This is a genomic window from Bradyrhizobium sp., from assembly GCF_016462955.1.
Classification (GTDB): Bacteria; Pseudomonadota; Alphaproteobacteria; order Rhizobiales; family Xanthobacteraceae; genus Bradyrhizobium.
Map to the genome: position 1 here is coordinate 333 of NZ_JAEMSD010000592.1, position 3,462 is coordinate 3,794.

A 3,462-nucleotide genomic window follows, 5' to 3' on the forward strand; every position below is an offset into this window, starting at 1 on the left:
GGCGAACTGCACGAGACAGGTGATCGCCGCCTCGCCATGGCCGACGCTGTCGATAGCGGCGATGCCGACGCCAAACGTGATCGCGGACAGCCCCGCACTTTGCCAGTCGAACGAGCGGCCCGCGGGCTTGGTGTGCGGCAGGCTGCGCAGGCCCAGCAGCAGCGTCACCACGCCGAGCGGCACGTTGATGGCGAACAACCAGGGCCAGCTTCCGACCGCAAGAATGCCGGCGGCGAGTGTCGGCCCGGCCGCGGCGGAGAAGGCGACCACGAGCGCGTTGAGCCCGATGCCGCGCCCGAGCTGGCTGCGCGGATAAGTGAAGCGCACCAGCGCAGCGTTGACGCTCATGATGCCGGCGGCGCCAAAACCCTGGATGATGCGCGCGGCCGTGAGCAGCGGCAGCGTGTCCGCCAGTGCGCACAGCGCCGAGGCCAGCGTGAACAGGACCAGCCCCACCAGATAGACGCGGCGATAGCCGACGATCTCGCCGAGCGAGGCCAGCGGCAGCAGTGAGATCGTGATCGCGAGCTGGTAGCCGTTGACGATCCAGATCGAGAAGGCCGGGCTCGCATCGAGGTCGGCTGCGATCGTCGGCAGCGCCACATTGGCGATGGAGCTGTCGACGACCGCCATGATGATGCCGAGCGCAATCGTCAGAACCGCCTGGTTGCGCTGCGGCTGCGGCAGACCGTCGGCATGCTCGATCGGGGCGGACGACATGATAAAGGCGCGCTTCATTCGAGCCGAGGTTCACTCCGGATAGGAAATCGCGAGATGCATCGCAACCCGGCGGGGCAGGGACAGTTCCATGCGGAAGCCGGCCCCGCGGTGCGGCAGGCAGTGGCAGGCGCGGCTTTCGCGCGCCAGCCCATCCGTTCGTGCTTGGAACGGTGCCTACACCGCCGGCGGATTGCGGTCGCTGAAGGTCACGCGCTGGTGCCAATAGGGATAGGGCAGCGTCACCTTGCTCGCAGCATCGAGCTTGGCGACCTGGTCCTTGGTCAAGGACCAGCCGACCGCGCCGAGATTCTCGCGTAGCTGGGCTTCGTTGCGCGCGCCGATGATCAGTGTCGAGACCGTGGGGCGCTGCAGCAGCCAGTTCAGCGCAATCTGCGAGACGCTCTTGCCCGTCTCCTTCGCGACCTCGTCGATCGCATCGACGACGCGGTAAACGTGCTCGTCCGGCACGGGCGGGCCAAACTCGGCGGTCTTGGGCAGGCGGCTCACCTCGGGCTTCGGCTGCCCCCGGCGGATCTTGCCGGTGAGACGGCCCCAGCCGAGCGGCGACCAGACCACGGCGCCGAGGCCCTGGTCGAGTCCCAGCGGCATCAGCTCCCATTCGTAGTCGCGTCCGATCAGCGAGTAGTAGGTCTGGTTGGCGACGTAGCGCGGAAAGCCATGCTTGTCGGCAACGCCGAGCGACTTCATCAGATGCCAACCCGAGAAATTCGACACACCGACATAGCGGATCTTGCCGGCGCGCACGAGCACGTCGAGGGTGGCGAGCACTTCTTCGGGCGGGGTGAAGGCGTCGAAGCCGTGGAGCTGGAACAGGTCAATGTAGTCGGTGCCGAGCCGGCTCAACGAACCGTCGACCGCCTTGAGCAAATGCTGCCGCGACGAGCCGATGTCGTTGGGCCCATCACCGAAGCGGAAGGTCGCCTTGGTCGAGATCAGCACCTTGTCGCGGCGGCCCTTGATCGCTTCGCCGAGCACCCTCTCGGACTCGCCGAGTGAATAGACATTCGCGGTGTCGAACATCGACACGCCGGCCTCGAGGCAGATGTCCAGAAGACGCCGCGCTTCGGTCGCGTCCGTCGCGCCCCACGCCGCGAGGCGGCCGACGCCGCCGAAGGTGCCGGTGCCCAGACTCAAGGCCGGCACCATGAGGCCGGATCGGCCCAAGCGTCGGTATTCCATCGAAGTGCTCCCTGGCTGGCCGCTGATTGATCGTTCGGCTCGGTGGAAGGATAGTGCAGGCGGGCGCCGCGTCCTATCTCGCGCTGACATACCGGCCTTGCTGCGGGATGACTGGTCGTGCGGGTGATGGCCGGCTGGAAGGGGCGTCAGTGCCGCAACTGGCTTTGCCGGAAATCGCGCGGCGACATGCCGAAGCGCTCGCGGAAGACCCTGCCGAAGTGCGAGAGGTCGTTGAAGCCCCAGGCAAACGCGATCTCGCTGATATGGCGATGGGCGAGCACGGGCGAGGCGAGATCACGCCGGCATCGGGCGAGGCGCTCGGCGAGGACGAAGCGCTGGAATGACGTCTCCTCGTCGGCGAGAAGGTCGTTGACGTAGCGTGGCGAGATGCCGAGCGCGGCCGCGGTCTCCGCGAGCGAGAGGTCGGGATCGGCCAGATGCGCGCGGATGTGCGCCTTCAGCCGAAACAGCAGGGCGGAGCGATGGGTCGAGGATGGTAGCGACATTTTGCCGAGCCGCTCGCTCAGCGCCATCGCAAGGAGGTCGACGGCCTGTTCCGACAGCGCTGCGGCGGTGTCCGGGGCCAGCCGGTCCGCGCTCTGGCAAAGCTGGAAGATGAAATCATAGGCCAGCCGCTCGAGCGGCGCGTCGGTGCCAAACGACATGGCGGTCAGTGTCTCGGTGCCGCCGAGCCGGCGCTGCAGCATCGCGCGAGGCACCTTGAAGATCGTCTGCGTGAAGCGATCATTGAACCGCAGCTCATATGGACGCGTGGTGTCGTAGAGCGTGAACTCGCCGGGACGGACCACGGTCTCGCGGCCGTCCTGCACCACGGCACCATTGCCGCGATTGCCGAGCGCAACGAGAACGAAATCCTGGTCCGAACGCGCGATGCGCGAGGGCGTACGGAGGACGTGCTGGCGGTCCGAGCTGACCTCGGAGCATGCCGCTTGGCCGAGCGAGGCCTGGGTGACCGAGCCGTGAAACAGACTGCCGAGGTCGGACTTGCAGTCGAGCCCAACGAAGACGTCGCAGACGATGTCCTGCCAAAGGGCGAGCCGCCGATAACCGGGGCTGCCGTCCGTCGTGAACTGGATTGGCATTTGGAGAGCCTCCCTTTCACACCCTGCAAATCGCCCGGGATCGGCCTGACCGGAGGCAAGTCCCGTACCGGCCGGGGAGTCCGCGTGCAGTCGAGTTTTCGTTCCGCCGCGGTCGAGCGCCGGGTCGGCCGGCTTGGCCAATTAGACTGCATCGGTCGGGGCATCCGATCAACAGGCAATGGAGGCGGCAATGGGCATCGAACATCCGAAATACAAGGTCGCCGTCGTGCAGGCAGCGCCCGCCTGGCTCGACCTCGACGCCTCGATCGAGAAGTCGATCGCCCTGATCAGGGAGGCCGCGGAGAAGGGTGCCAAGCTGATCGCGTTTCCGGAGGCCTTCATCCCCGGTTATCCCTGGCACATCTGGATGGACTCGCCGGCCTGGGCGATCGGCCGTGGCTTCGTGCAGCGCTATTTCGACAATTCGCTGTCCTATGAC

General features: G+C 66.6%; 4 protein-coding genes. 1 reads left to right on the forward strand and 3 read right to left on the reverse strand.

The annotated features are described in order from the left end of the window. The 3 genes from JHD07_RS35080 to JHD07_RS35090 form a co-directional block, all read right to left on the reverse strand. Positions 1 to 720 (reverse strand): MFS transporter (locus JHD07_RS35080; protein ID WP_291630525.1); only part of this gene is annotated, 720 nt, incomplete at its 3' end. A 174-nt stretch (positions 721 to 894) separates the two neighbouring features. Further along, entirely contained in the window at positions 895 to 1,920 is a 1,026-nt protein-coding gene (locus JHD07_RS35085; protein WP_291630522.1) for an aldo/keto reductase, read from the reverse strand. 146 nt (positions 1,921 to 2,066) lie between these two features. Then, positions 2,067 to 3,023 carry a helix-turn-helix domain-containing protein gene (locus JHD07_RS35090; RefSeq protein ID WP_291630523.1) on the reverse strand — a complete coding sequence of 319 codons (957 nt, stop codon included), beginning with the start codon at positions 3,021 to 3,023 and terminating at the stop codon, positions 2,067 to 2,069. 190 nt (positions 3,024 to 3,213) lie between these two features. On the opposite strand from JHD07_RS35090, the gene JHD07_RS35095 reads away from it, so the two are divergent. Beyond that, a partial coding sequence (locus JHD07_RS35095) for a nitrilase-related carbon-nitrogen hydrolase (RefSeq protein ID WP_291630524.1) occupies positions 3,214 to 3,462 on the forward strand: 249 nt, incomplete at its 3' end.

What these genes read in the sequence shown, in the direction of transcription:
- JHD07_RS35090 (WP_291630523.1), bottom strand. Translation starts at nt 3,023, where the DNA reads ATGCCAATCCAGTTCACGACGGACGGCAGCCCCGGTTATCGGCGGCTC.
- JHD07_RS35085 (WP_291630522.1), bottom strand. Translation starts at nt 1,920, where the DNA reads ATGGAATACCGACGCTTGGGCCGATCCGGCCTCATGGTGCCGGCCTTG.